The 15,040-nt window shown below is 69.0% G+C and carries 14 protein-coding genes; 4 read left to right on the top strand and 10 right to left on the bottom strand.

The window, feature by feature from the left end; all coding sequences use genetic code 11:
* Nucleotides 1-139: 139 nt before the first annotated feature.
* The 4 genes from hpt to dacB form a co-directional block, all read right to left on the bottom strand.
* Nucleotides 140-700 carry a hypoxanthine phosphoribosyltransferase gene (gene hpt / locus ACFYO0_RS34000; RefSeq protein ID WP_344387954.1) on the bottom strand — a complete coding sequence of 187 codons (561 nt, stop codon included), beginning with the start codon at nt 698-700 and terminating at the stop codon, nt 140-142.
* A gap of 79 nt (nt 701-779) precedes the next feature.
* Entirely contained in the window at nt 780-1,841 is a 1,062-nt protein-coding gene (tilS, locus tag ACFYO0_RS33995) for a tRNA lysidine(34) synthetase TilS (RefSeq protein WP_388683859.1), read from the bottom strand.
* Between the two features lie 172 nt (nt 1,842-2,013).
* On the bottom strand, nt 2,014-3,141 hold the full coding sequence (locus tag ACFYO0_RS33990; protein WP_388683857.1) for a zinc-dependent metalloprotease: 1,128 nt from the start codon (nt 3,139-3,141) through the stop codon (nt 2,014-2,016).
* 205 nt (nt 3,142-3,346) lie between these two features.
* Entirely contained in the window at nt 3,347-4,945 is a 1,599-nt protein-coding gene (gene dacB, locus ACFYO0_RS33985) for a D-alanyl-D-alanine carboxypeptidase/D-alanyl-D-alanine-endopeptidase (RefSeq protein ID WP_388683856.1), read from the bottom strand.
* A 79-nt stretch (nt 4,946-5,024) separates the two neighbouring features.
* Between dacB and ACFYO0_RS33980 the strand changes: the two genes are divergently transcribed.
* Nucleotides 5,025-5,516, top strand: coding sequence for an inorganic diphosphatase (locus ACFYO0_RS33980; protein ID WP_095751114.1), 492 nt, complete (start codon nt 5,025-5,027; stop codon nt 5,514-5,516).
* A gap of 144 nt (nt 5,517-5,660) precedes the next feature.
* The gene (locus ACFYO0_RS33975; protein ID WP_388683854.1) at nt 5,661-7,313 is read left to right on the top strand and encodes a threonine/serine exporter ThrE family protein; all 1,653 of its coding nucleotides are present in this window, start codon (nt 5,661-5,663) and stop codon (nt 7,311-7,313) included.
* Nucleotides 7,314-7,334: 21 nt separating this feature from the next.
* Here ACFYO0_RS33975 and ACFYO0_RS33970 read toward each other — a convergent pair whose 3' ends face one another.
* Nucleotides 7,335-8,351: a DedA family protein gene (locus ACFYO0_RS33970; RefSeq protein ID WP_388683852.1), complete on the bottom strand. Its 1,017-nt coding sequence runs from the start codon at nt 8,349-8,351 to the stop codon at nt 7,335-7,337.
* A gap of 251 nt (nt 8,352-8,602) precedes the next feature.
* Here ACFYO0_RS33970 and ACFYO0_RS33965 point away from each other — a divergent pair, with 251 nt between their 5' ends.
* Together ACFYO0_RS33965 and ACFYO0_RS33960 are read left to right on the top strand one after the other, a co-directional pair.
* Nucleotides 8,603-10,009 carry a glutamate decarboxylase gene (locus ACFYO0_RS33965; protein ID WP_388683849.1) on the top strand — a complete coding sequence of 469 codons (1,407 nt, stop codon included), beginning with the start codon at nt 8,603-8,605 and terminating at the stop codon, nt 10,007-10,009.
* A 78-nt stretch (nt 10,010-10,087) separates the two neighbouring features.
* The gene (locus ACFYO0_RS33960; RefSeq protein ID WP_388683847.1) at nt 10,088-10,252 is read left to right on the top strand and encodes a hypothetical protein; all 165 of its coding nucleotides are present in this window, start codon (nt 10,088-10,090) and stop codon (nt 10,250-10,252) included.
* A 56-nt stretch (nt 10,253-10,308) separates the two neighbouring features.
* Here the strand turns inward: ACFYO0_RS33960 and ACFYO0_RS33955 are convergent, their stop codons facing one another.
* From ACFYO0_RS33955 to ACFYO0_RS33935, 5 genes are all read right to left on the bottom strand, one after another.
* Nucleotides 10,309-11,037 (bottom strand): ABC transporter permease, encoded by a 729-nt coding sequence (locus ACFYO0_RS33955; protein ID WP_386347672.1) that lies wholly within the window; start codon nt 11,035-11,037, stop codon nt 10,309-10,311.
* An 86-nt stretch (nt 11,038-11,123) separates the two neighbouring features.
* Nucleotides 11,124-12,110 (bottom strand): ATP-binding cassette domain-containing protein, encoded by a 987-nt coding sequence (locus tag ACFYO0_RS33950; protein WP_388683845.1) that lies wholly within the window; start codon nt 12,108-12,110, stop codon nt 11,124-11,126.
* Between the two features lie 125 nt (nt 12,111-12,235).
* The gene (locus ACFYO0_RS33945; RefSeq protein ID WP_388683843.1) at nt 12,236-12,877 is read right to left on the bottom strand and encodes a PadR family transcriptional regulator; all 642 of its coding nucleotides are present in this window, start codon (nt 12,875-12,877) and stop codon (nt 12,236-12,238) included.
* A 24-nt stretch (nt 12,878-12,901) separates the two neighbouring features.
* Nucleotides 12,902-13,450: a DinB family protein gene (locus tag ACFYO0_RS33940; RefSeq protein ID WP_388683840.1), complete on the bottom strand. Its 549-nt coding sequence runs from the start codon at nt 13,448-13,450 to the stop codon at nt 12,902-12,904.
* Between the two features lie 96 nt (nt 13,451-13,546).
* Nucleotides 13,547-15,007, bottom strand: coding sequence for an aldehyde dehydrogenase family protein (locus ACFYO0_RS33935; RefSeq protein WP_388683838.1), 1,461 nt, complete (start codon nt 15,005-15,007; stop codon nt 13,547-13,549).
* Between the last annotated feature and the right edge of the window lie 33 nt (nt 15,008-15,040).

The following is a 15,040-nucleotide window of genomic DNA, read 5'->3' as shown; positions in this document are numbered from 1 at the left end:
GTACCCCAGCATTGTCACCCGAAGCCGCACGGTCCGGCTGACAAACCGTCTACGGATGCTCCAACGGCGCGGAACCCGCAAGGGTTCCCGGACCGTCTTCCTCTATTACGTGGGGTTCGCCACTGTCTACGAGAGTGCCTCAGCCACCGTAGACATGAGGCGCGAGCGTACCGACGAACGGCAGATTCCGGTATTTCTCGGCGTAGTCGAGGCCGTAGCCCACGACAAACTCGTTCGGGATGTCGAAGCCGGCCCACTCCACGTCGATCGCGACCTTGGCGGCCTCCGGCTTGCGCAGCAGCGTGCACACCTTGAGTGAGGCGGGCTCGCGCGAGCCGAGGTTGGAGATCAGCCAGGACAGCGTCAGACCGGAGTCGATGATGTCCTCGACGATGAGGACGTGCTTGCCCTTGATGTCGGTGTCGAGGTCCTTCAGGATCCGCACGACGCCGGAGGACTGCGTACCCGCGCCGTACGAGGACACGGCCATCCAGTCCATGGTGACGGGGGTGGACAGAGCGCGCGCCAGGTCAGCCATGACCATCACGGCGCCCTTGAGGACTCCGACGAGCAGCAGGTCCTTGCCCGCGTACTCCGCGTCGATCTTCGCGGCCAGCTCGACCAGCTTCGCGTCGATCTCTTCCTTGGTGATGAGCACCGACTTGAGGTCGGTGCCCATGTCTTTCGCGTCCACCCGCATCACTTTCGGTCGTCCCGCATGTATGGCGGCCACTCGGGCCGCCCACGACCCGCGCAAGGGGCCGGCGGAAGGCCCGGATTCAGCCTTGCCGAATCACCAGTCTGCCACCCTGCCGCTGGACGACGACTTTGCCCGGCAGGTTGATGGCTCCCTGACCGCGCCAGCCGGTGATCAGCCGGTCGATCTCTTCGATGTGCCGGGCGAACAGTGAACCGGCGGGCGCCCCGGCCTCGATGGCGGCGCGGCGCAGGATACGGCGGCGCACGGCGGGCGGCAGGGCGTACAGCTTGGCGCACTCCAGGAGGCCGGCGGCGTCCCGCACGGAGGCCTCGGCCTGGCGGGCCCACGCGTCGAGGGCGTCGGCGTCGTCGCGGGACAGCCGTGCCGTACGCGCGAGGGCTTCGACGACGCCCTTGCCAAGGGCCTTCTCCAGGGCGGGCAGGCCCTCGTGGCGCAGGCGTGACCTCGTATAGGACGGGTCGGAGTTGTGCGGGTCGTCCCAGACGGGGAGCGACTGGACCATGCAGGCCTTGCGGGCGGTGTGCCGGTCGAGCTCCAGGAAGGGGCGGCGGTAGCGGCGGGTGGCTCCCGGGCCTCCGGAGACCGCGGCCATGCCGGACAGGGAGCGGATGCCCGAGCCGCGGGCGAGGCCGAGCAGTACGGTTTCGGCCTGGTCGTCACGGGTGTGCCCGAGCAGGACCGCGGCGGCGCCGTGGCGCTCGGCGGCGGCGTCCAGGGCGGCGTACCGCGCGTCCCGGGCGGCGGCCTCCGGTCCGCCGTTACGGCCTACGGCGACGCCGATGGACTCGGCCGGGTCCAGGCCGAGTTCGGTGAGTCGTACGACGACTTCTGCCGCGCGCAGGTCGGAGCCGGGCTGCAGACCGTGGTCAACGGTGATGCCACCGGCGCGGATGCCGAGCTTGGGGGCTTCGAAGGCGAGGGCGGAGGCGAGCGCCATGGAGTCGGCGCCGCCGGAGCATGCCACGAGCACGAGCGGCGGGGGCGACTGCTCGTGCGCGGTGTCGGAGTGCTCAGTGCCGGGGTGGGCGGGCGTGTGGTCGGCGAGGACGTCGTTGAGGATTTCGTGGAGGACGCGGCGGACCGCCAGGCGTATCGCCGCGACCGCTGGATGGGGACCCATGTCCGGTTCCCTTCATGAAATTGTCGGGGGTGAGCCCGATATCCGGTCACGCAGAGTGCCTAGATGGTGACAGAAACGGGCCGTTCCCCGAGCATTGCACGCCTACCCATGCCCCACGGTCCCTCGGACGGGTGATAGCGGGGGCGCTCACCTGTCCTCGGCCGGATTCAGTTCACGACTCTGCCTTACGGTGCACCCGCGCAACCCAGTCCGCCGGTTTGGAGATCTCCGACTTGGTGGGGAGCGTGTTCGGCGAGGTCCACACGCGGTTGAACCCTTCCATGCCGACCTGGTCCACGACCGCCCGTACGAAGCGCTCCCCGTCCCGGTACTGGCGCAGCTTGGCGTCCAGGCCGAGCAGCTTGCGCAGCGCCAGGTCGAGGCGGGAGGCCCCGCGCTGGCGGCGCTGCTGGAATTTCTCGCGGATCTCGGCGACGGACGGGACCACGGCGGGGCCCACGCCGTCCATCACGAAGTCCGCGTGGCCCTCCAGGAGGGACATCACGGCGGTCAGCCGGCCGAGGATCTCGCGCTGGGCGGGCGTCTGGACGATCTCGACGATGGACCGTCCCCCGTCGTCGCCCTCCTCACCCTCGGGACGGCTGCCGGCGAGCGTCTGCGCGGCCTCCCGGATGCGCTCCAGGACCGTCATGGGGTCGACCTCGGTCTCCTCCAAGAAAGACTGGATTTCGCCCTCGAGGTGGTCGCGCAGCCAGGGCACGGCCGTGAACTGCGTCCGGTGGGTTTCCTCGTGCAGGCAGACCCAGAGCCTGAAGTCGTGGGGCTGTACGTCGAGTTCGCGCTCGACGTGCACGATGTTCGGGGCGACGAGGAGCAGCCTGCCGCCGCCGTTCTCGCCCGCCGGGAGTTCGCGGGTCGCCGGGGCGAAGGTCTCGTACTGACCCAGCACCCTTGAGGCCAGGAACGACAGGAGCATGCCCAGCTCGACGCCGGTGACCTTGCCGCCGACGGCGCCGAGGACGGCTCCGCCGGGGGTGCTCCCGCGACGTTCCTGCATCTTGTCGAGCAGCGGTTTGAGGATCTCCCTGAACCCGGCGACGTTCGCCCGGACCCAGCCCGGGCGGTCGACGACGAGGATGGGGGTGTCACGCAGGTCCTCGCTGCCCATCTGCGTGTACTCGCGGACATGCTGCTCCGACGCCTTCGCATGTCGGCGCAGCTCCGCGACGACGGCCCTGGCCTCGTCGCGACTCACCTCTGGGCCCGGCCTTACGAGCCGGGTCGCGGTCGCCACCGCGAGATTCCAGTCGACCATCTCGGCACCACCGATGCTCGTCATGCCCTCAACCGTACGTGAGCGCTGCCGCTGGGTGCAGGGTGTGGGGTTCGTGGGGGTTCTTGTTCGTTTGTTGGCTGCGGGTCCGTCGTGGCTGGGCGCGCCCACGCGGCGGAGCCGCATATGTCACAGCCCCGCGCCCCTGAGGGGGCCCAACGGACCTTGCGCCCCTCAGGGCCGCAGCACCGTCAGGGCCACAGCCGCCCCCTCAGGAGCCGCAGCCGCAGGTCGCCAGCGCCGAAGCCGCGCCATCCAGTGCCTTCTGTGTTGCCGCTGGATCCGTGGGGCTGTCCGAAGACGTCAGGAAAGCGAAGGCCAGTAGGCGGCCCTCGGTGTTCACCACCGTGCCTGCCAGGGTGTGTACGCCTGTGAGGGTGCCCGTCTTTGCGCGTACGACTCCTGTGCCGGGCTGGCCCGAGTAGCGGTTGCGGAGGGTGCCGGTGAAGCCTGCTACTGGGAGACCGGTCAGGGCGGGGCGGAGTTCGGGGTGGTCGGGGGCGCCTGCCTTGGCCAGGAGGGCGGTGAGCAGGTCCGCGGTCAGGCGGTCGGCTCGGTCCAAGCCGCTGCCGTCCGCGAACTTGACGCCTTCCAGGGGCAGTTCGAGCTTCTGCAGCTGCGTTCGGATCGCCGTGGATCCGCCTTCGAAGCTGGCCTGTTCGCCGGAGGCGAGTGCGGTCTGGCGGGCCAGGGCCTCGGCGATGTCGTTGTCACTGTTGGTCAGCATCCGCTCGACCAGGGCGGACAGGGGCGGGGACTCGACCTTTGCGAGGGGCTCCGCGCGGCCCGTCGCCTTGGAGGGGCCGGGGGACTCGGTCTTGATGCCGCGGTCGTTCAGGAGGGCCGCGAACTGCCGGGCCGCGTCCTCCGCCGGATCCGTGCTGCGGTCCGCGGGGCCGGAGGACGAGTCGTCGAGGCGGCCCTCGTCGGTCATCAGGGCGGTGACCGGCGCGATGTTGGGGTTGGGACTGATGGGGTGCAGCACAGGGCCGTCGTACAGCGTGGTGTCGTACGAGAGCGTCACCGCGTCCAGCTTGCGGGCCTTGAGGGCGCGGGCGGTCTCGTCGGCGAGCGTACGCAGGCTGGCGTTGCCGTTCGCCTTCTCGCGGGCGGTCAGCGTGGGGTCTCCGCCGCCGACGAGGACGAGCTCCTTGGTGCCGGGTTCGAGAGCCGTGCGGGTCGCGATGCGGTGGTCGGCGCCCGCCGCGGAGAGTGCCGCGACGGCGGTGGCGATCTTGGTGGTGGAGGCGGGCGTCAGCGCCTCGTCCGCGGCCCTGCCGTACAGCCGCTTGCCGGTGGCCACGTCGACGACCGCGGCCGTACGTTCGGATCCCAGCGAGGGGTCGTCGAGCAGGGGACCGAGGACATCGGAGAGGGCCTTTTCGGAGGGCGAGGAAACGGAGCCGGTCGTGCGCCCGAGTCCGGCGAGTACGGCGGGGGCGCTGGGTGCGGGACGCGGCGCCTTCTCGGACGTACCGGATCCGGGGCCGGATCCAGGGCCGTGATCTGCGCCACCTGCGCCCTCCAGCGATGCCGCCAAGTCGCGCTCGGCCGTACGCTGACCGCTGGAGTCCCAAGGGCCGGCCGCGGTCACCACAGTGGCCGCCAGTGCGAGGCCGAGGAGGGCGGCGCCCGCCGTGAACTGCACGGTGGTCAGCCGCACGATCCGCAGCCGCATGGCCCCCAAGGACCGTACGAGCCACGGCCTGACGGCTTCCACGGCCCGTACGAGCCCCGGCCGCACGGCTCGCGCGAACCGCTCCACATGCGGTCGCGCGGTCTGCCAAGCCTTCAGCTCCGGCACGACCACCAGCCCCTTTCGCGATCACACACCTGCGTGAGGGACACTTAACCACCAGACGTATGTGTTGATCATGGAGGAGCCACCGGTGGAGTTCGACGTCACGATCGAGATTCCGAAGGGTTCGCGGAACAAGTACGAGGTGGACCACGAGACCGGTCGGATCCGCCTGGACCGTCGACTCTTCACCTCGACCAGCTACCCGGCCGACTACGGCTTCGTCGAGAACACGCTCGGCGAGGACGGCGACCCGCTGGACGCCCTCGTCATCCTGGACGAGCCGACCTTCCCCGGCTGCCTCATCCAGTGCCGCACGATCGGCATGTTCCGTATGACGGACGAGGCCGGCGGCGACGACAAGCTGCTGTGCGTCCCGGCGCACGACCCGCGCGTGGAGCACCTCCGGGACATCCACCACGTGTCGGAGTTCGACCGTCTGGAGATCCAGCACTTCTTCGAGGTCTACAAGGACCTGGAGCCCGGCAAGTCCGTCGAGGGCGCCAACTGGGTGGGCCGCACGGACGCCGAGGCCGAGATCGAGCGCTCCTACAAGCGCTTCAAGGAGCAGGGCGGCCACTGAGGCCATGTGATCGACCGGCGGGCCGCGTGACCCAATGGGTGACGCGGCCCGTTCGTGTGTTCTTGCGCTGAGGCGTACATCAGGGATACGGCGTACGGGGGACACGTACGAGCACGGACGCATCAGAAACGAACGTATTGAGAAGTGGGGCGGGAACTGGTGGCCGAGCCGGACCGGGAGGACCGTAAGCCGCAGTCGGATGAGGCGAGGAGTGCGTTCGCGGCGCCGAGCGGGGTGGCAGCGGCGTTCGAGGACGAGTCGCATACGACGTCGGAGTTCGCGATCCCTGAAGGGCTAGCGCCGCCCGAGCCGCCGTCCGCCGAGCCGGAAGGCTCGGCGTTCAACGCTCCGCATACGTACCGGGCCCCCGCCTTCACCCCGCCGACCGGCATCCCCGTGGTCAAGCTGACCAAGGAGGTGCCCTGGCAGGACCGGATGCGCACGATGCTGCGTATGCCGGTGGCCGATCGGCCCGTCGCCGAGCAAGTCCAGCGCACGGAGGAGGACGGCGGCCCGGCCGTCCCGCGGGTCCTCGACCTGACGTTGCGTATCGGCGAACTGCTGCTCGCGGGCGGCGAGGGCGCCGAGGACGTGGAGGCGGCGATGCTCGCCGTCTGCCGTTCGTACGGCCTGGACCGCTGCGAGCCGAACGTCACGTTCACGTTGCTGTCCATGTCGTACCAGCCGTCCCTGGTGGACGACCCGATCACTGCCTCACGGACGGTACGCCGCCGGGCCACCGACTACACGCGGCTTGCCGCCGTGTACCGGCTCGTCGACGACATCAGTGACGACGAGACCGAGATCTCCCTTGAGGAGGCCTACCGGCGGCTCGCGGAGATACGACGCAATCGGCACCCCTATCCCGGCTGGGTACTGACCGGTGCCGCCGGGCTGCTCGCGGGCGCGGCCTCCGTGCTCGTCGGCGGTGGCGCCATCGTGTTCGTCGCCGCCGCGCTCGGTGCGATGCTCGGCGACCGGCTCGCGTGGCTGTGCGCGGGGCGCGGGCTGCCCGAGTTCTACCAGTTCACGGTGGCCGCGATGCCTCCGGCCGCGATCGGCATCGCGCTCACGCTGGCGAATGTCGACGTGGCGTCGTCCGCGGTGGTCACCGGTGGGCTCTTCGCGCTGCTGCCCGGGCGGGCGCTGGTCGCGGGCGTCCAGGACGGACTGACCGGTTTCTACATCACCGCCGCCGCACGCCTGCTGGAGGTCATGTACTTCTACGTGGGCATCGTCACCGGGGTTCTGCTGGCGCTGTACTTCGGGGTGAAGCTGGGCGCGGAGCTGGATCCGGATATCGCCGTGAGCAGCTCCCAGGACCCTGTGTGGGGGATCGTCGCGTCGATGCTGCTGGCGCTGGCCTTCGCCGTACTGCTCCAGCAGGAACGATCCACCGTGCTGATGGTGACCCTCAACGGTGGCGTGGCCTGGTCGGTGTACGGCGCGATGCACTACCCGGGCGGGCTCTCGCCGGTCGCCTCGACGGCTGTCGCGGCGGGCGTGGTGGGCCTGTTCGGACAGCTGCTGTCCCGCTTCCGGTTCGCTTCCGCCCTGCCGTTCACAACGGCGGCGATCGGGCCGTTGCTGCCCGGTTCGGCGACGTACTTCGGGCTGCTGTCCATCGCCCAGAACGACGTGGACGCCGGTCTTGTCAACCTGTCCAAGGCCGCCGCCCTCGCGATGGCCATCGCGATCGGCGTGAACCTCGGCTCGGAGATCTCCCGGCTGTTCATGCGGCTGCCGGGGGTTTCGCCGGAGGGTCGGCGCGCGGCCAAGAGGACACGCGGTTTCTGAGTACGTGCCTTGTGGCGCGGCTCAGTTCTGCGGGTGGTCCGGGCCCTGGCCGTACGGGTAGCCCTGGCCCTGCGGGTACTGCCGACCCTGCGGGTACTGCTGCCCCTGCGGGTACTGGGCGGCGTAGGGCGGCTGGCCCTGCTGCGGGCCGTAGCCCTGATCCGGGTCGTAGGGAGGCTGCTGCGGCTGCTGCTGCTGCTGCGGGTAGCCGTATCCCTGGTCCTGGCCCTGGTGGCCGTATCCCTGGTCCTGGCGGCCCTGGTGACCGTATCCCTGGTCCTGACCCTGGTGGCCGTATGCGCCCTGGTCCTGACCCTGGTGACCGTACGTCTGGTCCTGGTGGGCCGGTGGCACGCGGCGCAGTTGGGTCGTCGCGTCGTCCATGGCGGGCGGCGCCTCCGGAGCCTGTCGCGGGCTCTTCTTCGACTTGCCGCGTGCCTTCAGGATCTCGATGATGATCGGCAGCACGGAGAGGAGGACGATCAGGATGAGGATCGCCTCGATGTTCTTCTTCACGAAGTCGATCTGGCCCAGCCAGGAGCCGAGCAGCGTGACGCCCGCGCCCCAGAGGATGCCGCCGAGGACGTTGAAGGTGAGGAACGAGCGGTACCTCATGCCGCTGACGCCCGCGACGATCGGCGTGAACGTCCGCACGATGGGCACGAAGCGGGCCAGCACCAGGGACTTGGGCCCGTACTTCTCGAAGAAGTCGTGGGCCTTGACCACGTTCTCCTGTTTGAAGAGGCGTGAGTCCGGGCGCTTGAACAGCGCGGGCCCCACCTTCTTGCCGAACATATAGCCTGCCTGGTCACCGAGGATCGCGGCGACACAGATCAGGATGACAGCCGCCCACAGCGGGAAGTCCAGCTGGTCCGAGGCGATCAGCAGCCCCGCCGTGAACAGCAGCGAGTCACCCGGCAGGAAGAAGCCGATGAGCAGGCCCGACTCGGCGAAGACAATGACCAGCAGTCCCCAGATGCCGAACGTGTCGAGCAGATAATCCGGATCCAACCAGCTTGGTCCAAGGGCAAGCGTCACGGTTCCCGGCTCCTGAGGGTGAAGTGAGGCGCAGACGATGCTCTTGTGCTTCGGATCTGCTTCGGATGACCAAAGCTATCAACGCCGCGTGGCGCCTTCAGGTTCCATGGCCCCCTTGCACACCCCCTGTGCACCGATGGGGACCCCACCCTGTGACCAACTCATCACTTCCAGATGCTATGCCGCCTTTACCCGGTTATGACACCACCGTGGCCCATCATGGAAGCCCGACCTGACCGACCGGAGGCACCATGCCGCTCCACACCGGCCCCGAGAAGCCCGACGAGCGCCCCCGGGCCGTCAATCCCTTCTACGGCGAGGCCAATCCGGTCGGCGGCATGACCGAGGCCCCGCCCCAGCACCGACTGCCGGACGGGCCACTGCCACCGGCCACGGCCTATCAGCTCGTCCACGATGAGCTGATGCTGGACGGGAACTCCCGCCTCAACCTCGCCACCTTCGTCACCACCTGGATGGAACCGCAGGCCGACGTCCTGATGGCGGAGTGCCGGGACAAGAACATGATCGACAAGGACGAGTATCCGCGAACGGCAGAGCTGGAGCGGCGGTGCGTGGCGATGCTCGCCGATCTGTGGAACGCGCCGGATCCGTCCGCCGCCGTGGGCTGTTCGACGACCGGGTCGAGCGAGGCATGCATGCTCGCGGGCATGGCGCTCAAGCGCCGCTGGGCCAAGCGGCATACCGACCGGTATCCCGGAGCTCGCCCGAACCTTGTCATGGGCATCAACGTCCAGGTCTGCTGGGAGAAGTTCTGCACCTTCTGGGAGGTGGAGGCACGCCAAGTGCCCATGGAGGGCGACCGGTTCCACCTCGACCCGCAGGCGGCTGCGGAGCTGTGCGACGAGAACACCATCGGCGTCGTCGGCATCATGGGGTCCACCTTCGACGGGTCCTACGAGCCGATCGCCGAACTCTGCGCCGTCCTGGACGAGTTTCAGGAGCGCACTGGGCTCGACATTCCCGTCCACGTCGACGGCGCGTCCGGAGCGATGGTCGCTCCCTTCCTCGACGAGGACCTGCTCTGGGACTTTCGGCTGCCGCGCGTGGCCTCCATCAACACCTCGGGCCACAAGTACGGACTCGTGTACCCCGGTGTCGGCTGGGTCCTGTGGCGGTCCGCCGCCGAACTGCCCGAGGAACTGGTCTTCAGGGTGAACTACCTGGGCGGCGACATGCCCACCTTCGCACTCAACTTCTCCCGGCCGGGCGCCCAGGTCGTCGCGCAGTACTACACGTTCCTGCGGCTGGGCCGCGAGGGCTTCCGAGCGGTCCAGCAGGCGACACGGGACGTGGCCGTGGGGCTCGCCGACCGCGTCGAGAAGCTGGAAGACTTCAGACTCCTCACCCGTGGCGATCAGTTGCCGGTATTCGCCTTCACGACAGCAACCGACGTGACGGCGTACGACGTCTTCGACGTGTCCCGGAGGATGCGCGAGCGTGGCTGGCTCGTCCCCGCGTACACCTTCCCGGCGAACCGCGAGGACCTCTCCGCGCTGCGCATCGTGTGCCGCAACGGCTTCTCGTCCGACCTCGCAGAGTTGTTCGTCGAGGACCTGGGGCGCCTGCTGCCCGAACTGCGCCGCCAGCCGAATCCACTGACGCACGACAAGGGAGCGGCAACGGGATTCCACCACTGAGGCACCCGATATGGCCGCAGGAGCGTTGCTTCCGCAAGCCCGGCATGCACGCCGAGGCCGGGATCGACCACCACTGGCGTGTCGAAGGAGGCGAGAGGGCCCCCCGTTGTGCACGAGTCCTGGCGCGACGGGGAGAGCAGCGTCTTCGCTCCCCGGCCCGAACTGCCCACCCACACCGACATGCTCGTCACCGAGCTGCCCTTCCCCGTTGAAATCGACCTGCACGGCTTGCTCGAGGCCTGACAACGACCTCCCAGGATGATGGGCCCCGTCGCACGACGGGGCCCAGCCTCCCCTGCCTACCGGCTGAGTCGCCCGAACCTCCTTACCGCCAGCGGGAAGAACACCGCCAGCAGAGCCAGCGGCCAGACGATCGCTGCCCAGACGTGGCCGGGCTCACCGCCGGGGCTGCCGAGCAGGTCGCGTACCGCTGTGGCGGTGTGCGACATCGGGTTCCACTCGACCACCGTTCCCAGCCAGTCCGGCATGGCCTCCGGGACCGCGAACGCGTTGGACAGGAAGCTGACCGGCCAGACCAGGATCTGCACGGCCTGCACCATCTCCGGCTTCCCGGCCACCATCGCCAACTGGATGCCGATCCACAGCATCGCGAACCGGAAGAGCAGGAGCAGCCCCACGGCCCCCAGGAAGGACCCGAACGTGCCATGCGCACGCCAGCCGAGCGCATACGCGACGCCGACCATCACGGCCAGCCCCACCGCCGACTGGAACATGTCGGCGGCCGAACGGCCCACCAGCACCGCCCCGTTGGTCATCGGCATCGACCGGAAGCGGTCGATGACCCCCTTGTTGAGGTCCTGCGTGACGGCGATCATCGTCGCCTCCAGGCCGAAGGCCATGGTCAGCGCCAGCATCCCGGGCACCAGGAAATCGATGTAGTCGCCCTTGACGCCACGTCCGCCGCCGATCAGATAGCCGAACATCACCAGCATCATCACGGGGAACACGAGCCCGACGATCATCTGCACCGGTTGCCGCGCCCAGTGGGCGAATTCGCGACGGGTCATGGTCCAGCAGTCGGTGAGGACGTACGCCCACGCCCCGCCGTGGCTCGTCTCGTACGTCGCCACACGGCTCTCTGCGTGCGTCGTACTCACACGGCCTCCTTCACGCCGTGATCACGGTGGTCGTCTCGGTGGTCGTCTCGGTGGTCGTCTCCCGTGAGGTGCAGGAACACCTCGTCCAGCGTCGGTCGCCGCAGGGCGATGTCCTCCGCCCGGATCCCGGCCTCCTCCAGAGTGCGTACGGTCCCGGCGAGCGCCACCATGCGGTCGGTGACCGGGGCGCTGAGGAGGCGACGGTCGGCATCCACGGAGATGTCGTCCTTGTCGAACGGCAACAGGGCGACGGCCGCGCCCAGCTGGCCGCCGTTCCGCAGCACGACGTCGATGCGGTCGCCGCCGGTCTTCGCCTTCAGCTCGTCCGCCGTGCCGTCCGCGATGACCCGGCCCCGGTCGACAACCGAGATGCGGTCGGCGAGTTGGTCGGCTTCCTCCAGGTACTGCGTGGTGAGCAGTACGGTCGTGCCGCCACCGACCAGGGAGCGCACCGCCCCCCACACCTCGGCGCGGCCCCGCGGGTCGAGCCCTGTCGTCGGTTCGTCCAGGAAGAGCACCTCCGGCTCGGTGATGAGGGAGGCGGCGAGGTCCAGCCGGCGCCGCATGCCGCCGCTGTACTGCTTCACGGCCTTACGGCCCGTGTCCCCCAGGCCGAAGCGCTCCAGGAGCTCGTCGGCCCGCACGCGCGCGTGCCGGGCACCCAGGTGGTAGAGGCGTCCGAACATCTCCAGGTTCTGCCGACCGCCCAGCTCCTCGTCCAGCGCAGCATGCTGGCCGAGCAGACCGATGCGCCGCCGTACCCGGCCGGCCTCCCGCGCCACGTCGCACCCTGCGACCTCCGCGCGCCCCTCGTCCGGCCGCAGCAGGGTGGTCAGCACGCGTACCACGGTGGTCTTGCCGGCCCCGTTCGGCCCGAGCAGACCGTGGACGGTGCCGTTGAGCACCGCCAGGTCGAGCCCGTCCAGGGCCGCCTTGTCCCCGTATCGCTTCCGTACGCCCTCGACGACGATCGCGTCGGTCATCCGACTCCCTTCGGTTCAGCTTAGTCAAACTTGACTAGTAGCCGATTCGTGAAGGGTATGCCCATCGAGGCACACTAGTCAAACTTGATTAATGCGATCGATCCGAATGAGCGCGCCCGTCTGACTCAGCACGCGTCCCCCGGATGCCGCTCCCCCGTCGCGTACGGATTCTCCTGGCCCTCCGTGAGCACCCCCACGAACGCCTCCCCCTCGCCCGCGAACGTGTACGCCCCGCCCCGGATCCGCTCGATCAGGCCGCGGGTCCACCCGGCGCCCGCGTCGGCCGAGTGGACCCAGAAATTCATGATCTCGCCGATGTGACCGAGCTGTTCGGGGCCGTCCTCTGGCGTGTAGTACTCGGTGACGGCCTTGCGCCACTCCTCTATGGCGAGCACCCGCTCCTCGAGCAGTTCGAGGACCTCCTCACGGTCCAGGTCGACCATGAAGCCGAGCGCGGCCGAAAGCACATCCGGCCTCTGGTCGTAGGCGGTCAGGGACCCGCGGAGCAGCGTGAGGAACTCCTCGGTGCCCTTCTCCGTGATCTCGTACTCGGTACGCGGCGGGCCGCCGGCCGTCGAGGGCGCGATCTCGTGCGCGTACAGCAGGCCCTGCTTCGCCATCTGCTTGAGCGCGTGATAGATCGAGCCCGGCTTGGCGTTGGACCACTCGTGCGCGCCCCAGTACTCCAGGTCGTTGCGCACCTGGTAGCCGTGGGCCCGGCCGTGCTGACGGACGGCACCGAGAACGAGGAGACGGATCGCTGACATGGGGCCAGCGTAGAACCGCGCGGGTCAGCCCCAGCTCGTGCCCTGCTCCAGCGCGACGAGCTCGAAGGCCGTCTTCCCGTCCAGGGACTCGCGGATGATGTCGGCGTGACCGGCATGCCGGGCCGTCTCTCGAATCAGGTGCAGCACCAGCCAGCGCATGGACACCCGGCCCTCAGGCGGGAACCAGGGCGCCTCCGGCAGCGGGAAGGTGTCATCGAGACTGGGCACCGAGCGGATGAACGCCTCCGTCTCGGCCGCGACCTTCTCCCAGTACGCGAGCTGCGACTCGACCGTCTCATCCCCCGCGATCCGGAAGCACTCGTCCCAGTTCGACTCGTCCCGGTGCACCGCCGGGGCCTCCTGCCTGGCCCGGGCGATCCACCCCTGCTCAACCTCGGCAACATGCTTGACCAGCCCCGCGAGCGACAACTCACTGACGGTGGGCTGCGAAACCGCCTGCTCCTCCGTCAACCCGAGCACCGCCCGCCGGACACCCCCACGCTGCTCCTCCAGAAAGGAGAGCAGCGCCCCCCGCTCATCGCCCTGCGCCTCTGCGGGAACGTGAGCAACCATGACCGGCCGCCTTTCGTCGGTACGTCTTCTGGCCTGACACCGACGAAGCTACGGGCCATATAGGTCAGTTCCTGTCCGCGAGGGCCGCCGAAGGCCTCAGAACGGAAAGAAACTCCGCCCATGCTGCACAGAGATCCACTTCTGCGTCGTGAACGCCTCTACCGTCGCCTCGCCGTTCAGGCGGCCGATGCCCGAGGACTTTTCGCCGCCGAAGGCGACCAGGGGCTCGTCGTGGACCGTGCCGTCGTTCACGTGGAACATGCCTGAGTCGATCTGCTTGGCGAAGGAGACGCCGCGCTCGATGTTGGCCGTGTGGACGGCGCCGCTCAGGCCGTACGGGGTGTCGTTGACGAGGCGTACGGCCTCCTCCTCGCCGTCGAACGGGATGAGGAGCGCGACCGGGCCGAAGATCTCCTGCTGGAGGATCGCCGCGCCGGCGGGCAGGTCCGTCAGGACGCTGGGCTCGACGAGGTTGTCGGAGGTGGCGCCGTGCACGAGCGCGGTGGCGCCCTCGGCGATCGCCTGCTCCACGGCGCCCGAAAGGGCGTCCGCCTGCGAGGAGTTGATGACCGGCCCGATGACCGTCTGCGGGTCGCGCGGGTCGCCCGCCTTCAGGGTCTTCACCTTGGCGACGAACTTCTCCGTGAACTCCGCCTCGACCGAGCGGTCCACCAGCACCCGGTTCGCGGCCATGCAGACCTGGCCCTGGTGTACGTACCGGCTGAAGACGGCCGCGTCGACCGCGTAGTCGACGTCGGCGTCGTCGAGGACCACCAGCGCGCTGTTGCCGCCGAGTTCGAGGATGGCGCGCTTGAACTGCGAGGCGCAGACCGTGGCGACGTGGCGGCCCACCTTGTCGGAGCCGGTGAAGGAGATGACCTTGGGCACCGGGTGCTCGATGAACGCGTCGCCGATCTCCGCGATGTCGGTGATCAGGACGTTCAGCAGGCCGGCCGGCAGCCCCGCGTCCTCGAAGATCTTCGCGACCAGGGAGCCACCGCAGATCGGCGTGTTCTGGTGCGGCTTGAGGACCACGGCGTTGCCCAGCGCCAGGGCCGGCGCGACGGACTTCAGCGACAGCAGGAAGGGGAAGTTGAAGGGGCTGATCACACCGACGACGCCGACGGGAACGCGGTAGACGCGGTTCTCCTTGCCGTCGATCGGCGAAGGGATGATCCGGCCCTCGGGACGCAGCGCCACATGGATCGCCTCGCGCAGGAACTCCTTGGCGAGGTGGAGTTCGAAGCCCGCCTTCAGATGCGTACCGCCGAGCTCGGCGATGATCGTCTCGGCGATCTCCTGCTCGCGGTCCTCGATGATCCGCAGGGCCTTTTCGAACACCGCACGGCGCGCGTACGCGTTGGTCGCGGCCCACTCCTTCTGGGCGCGAGCGGCGGCCTTGTAGGCCTGATCCACCTCGTCGACCGTGGCTATGGTGATCGACGCCAGCTTCTCACCGTCGTACGGGTTGAAGTCGATGATGTCCCAGGACCCCGTCCCCGGACGCCACTCTCCGTCGATGTACTGCTGAGCCAGGTCCGTGAAGTAGGACGACATGTGACCCTCAATCCCTTACTGCCGGGGCGGATC

The organism is Streptomyces sp. NPDC006365 (assembly GCF_042870755.1).
Taxonomy (GTDB): domain Bacteria; phylum Actinomycetota; class Actinomycetes; order Streptomycetales; family Streptomycetaceae; genus Streptomyces; species Streptomyces xiangluensis.
This window is presented reverse-complemented; position numbering and strand designations above follow the sequence as displayed.